Source organism: Mycobacterium sp., assembly GCF_049280035.1.
In the GTDB taxonomy this organism is placed as follows: domain Bacteria; phylum Actinomycetota; class Actinomycetes; order Mycobacteriales; family Mycobacteriaceae; genus Mycobacterium.
In genome coordinates this window covers 1-2,477 of sequence record NZ_JBAPPI010000880.1, presented here as the reverse complement: position 1 = coordinate 2,477, position 2,477 = coordinate 1, and the positions used below count along the sequence as shown (strand labels likewise).

Here is a 2,477-nt window from a genome sequence, read left to right as displayed (position 1 = left end):
GAGCGGGACCCGGCAACGGTCCCAGCGGCTCGGTCCGCCCGCCGGGCGGTCCGGGCGCGATCGGCACCGGCGTGCCGGGCAGATCCGGCTGCACCTGCCCCGGCCGGCCGGCGATCGGAATCCCGGGAGTCGGGGGGAGCCCGTTGGGGTTCGGCGGCGAGGAGGCCACATCAGGCAAGGCCGGGTACGGCCCATTCGGCCCGAACGGCCCCAGGTTTTGGTCGATACCTGCACACGGCATCGGGTTGCCCGGCCGCGGCAACAATTCCGGCGTCGGCGTGTACGAGCACGGCGACCCCGGCGCCACTGCCGGGTTCGGATGATCCGGGGTACCTTCCAACGTTGCCGGCGACGGCGGCGGCGCACCATTGGGGAATCGCGTGCCGTTCGGGTCGGGGAACCGGAACGCCGGCAGCCCGGCACTGCGCCAGAAGTCCTCCGGGTCGATACCGCGCTTCTTAAACGCGGCGTCCACCCACGGCTGCATGATCCAGTACGGCAGCAGATTGGACAGGACGATCTTGAAATACGGTCCCGAGGAGACGGTTTCGCCGAGTGACGCGGCGAATTGGCCGACATACTTGAGGCTTTGAGCCAGGTCATCCTTGCGTGCCACCAGCACGTCGCTGAGCGCGCGCAACTGCTCCAGCACCGGATTCAGATTCGGGTTGTCGTTGATGAGGTTTTCCACCTGGGCCGAAAAAGCCGACACGTTGTTCAGCAGCGCGCTGATCGCCCGACTGCGCTGGTTGAACGCAGCCAACAAGTCGTTGGAGTTGACGAACAGCCGGTCGATCTGTTGGCTTCGATCGCCCAAGATGCTGGCGATCTGGTTCGCCTGCGCGAGCAGATGCGTGACCTGCTCGTCGCGCTTGCCGATCGTGTCGGAGAACTTCGCCACGCCATCCAGGGCCGCACTCAGATGCGGATAAGTCTGATCGATGGTCTGCGACAACACATTCAGCGACTGTTTGACGGTGTCGATGTTCCAGCCGGCCGCGGCCTTGGTGACGTCGAAGAACGCGTCGTAAATCTGGTAGGGAGTGGTGCTTTGCCCCAACGGCAACACACCATTGGGCCGCAACGTCTGGGTGCCTCGCGGCTCGATCTCGAGCACCTTCTTACCCAGGATGGTGTCGGTTTTGATGGCCAGCCGACTCTCGGTGCCGATGGTGTTGCTGCCGGTGGAGAACTTCATCACGATGTGGTCGCCATCGATCTTGATGCCCCGGACTTCGCCGACGTCCACCCCGGCGATGCGGACCTTGTCACCTTTGTTCAGCTGGCCGGTGTCGGTGAACTGCCCGTAGTAGGTGGGCTGAGCGAACAACATCGGGACACTGGTGAAGGTTTGCCCCACACCGACGGCCAGCACCGTCACGACCAGGCCCATCAGGCCGATCCGCAGGCGGTTGGCGGGTTCCAGGGTTCTCATTGCGGCGTGCACCTACCTGTCGGCTGCGACCAGACCCTGACCGTGCGGACCGGGCCGCCGGCCTGCAGTCCGTTGGTCTTCAGGGTGAGATCGCACAAGTAGAAGTTGACCCAGTCGCCGTAGTTGCCGACGGCGTTGCCCACAATGTTCATTCCGATCGGCGTCCGCTTGATCTGATCGTCGTACAGGTCACGCTGGTCGACGACCGCTTGCTGGATCGGCTCCAGGTAGTTCAGCGTCTTGTGCAGCAAGGTCCGGTTATCGGCGAGCAGGTCGGCCACCGTGCCGGCAGCGTTGCTGATGTTCGCGGTGCCGGCCGCCAGCGGGTCGGCATGTTTGTCCAGTCCGCTGATCAGCTTCTCGAAATTGTCGACGGACTCGTCGAATTGCGCGCGGTGCTTCACCGTGGTGTCCAGCACGATGTTGAGATTCTTGACCACCTCGCCGATCGCCTGGTCACGCTCAGCGATGTGAGAGGTCAGTTGTGCGGTCTGGTCAAGGATGTCGTTGATCGTGCCGCCTTGCCCTTGGAAGACGGTGATGATCGCGGACGCGATGTTGTTGACCTTTTCCGGGTCCAGCGCCCGAAACAGCGGCTTGAAACCACCGATCAGCGCGTCCAGATCCAGCGCCGGCTGAGTGCGCGACAGCGGGATGAACCCGCCGGGCGGCAGCTTCTGGTCGGCGCCCTCGCCCTCCCCGCGCTTGAGCTCGAGGTAGCGGTCACCGATCAGGTTGAGATAGCGGACCTGCGCGGTGGTGGACTGGTACAGCGGGATCGAGTGGTCGACATCGAAGTCCACTCGTACCCGATGACCGCCCTCGATCAGCTTGATGTCTTTGACCTTGCCGATCTCCACCCCGGAGGCCCGGACGAACTGGCCGTTGCGCAGGCCGCTGACGTTGTTGAACTCCGCGGTGTAGCTGTTGGTCCGGTCGAAGCGCATCTGACCGAACACCACGACGATCAACGCAGTGAAGAACAGCAACACCAGGGAGATGATGCCGAGCTTGACGAGGGTTCCGGTGATTTTCATGGGTT

At 63.7% G+C, this 2,477-nt stretch carries 2 protein-coding genes; both read right to left on the bottom strand.

What is annotated here, in order from left to right:
* Window positions 1–1,435 (bottom strand): MCE family protein (locus WAN71_RS27970; protein ID WP_422228434.1); only part of this gene is annotated, 1,435 nt, incomplete at its 3' end.
* Window positions 1,432–2,472 (bottom strand): virulence factor Mce family protein, encoded by a 1,041-nt coding sequence (locus tag WAN71_RS27965; protein WP_422228435.1) that lies wholly within the window; start codon window positions 2,470–2,472, stop codon window positions 1,432–1,434. The genes WAN71_RS27965 and WAN71_RS27970, both read right to left, overlap by 4 nt.
* Window positions 2,473–2,477 lie beyond the last annotated feature (5 nt).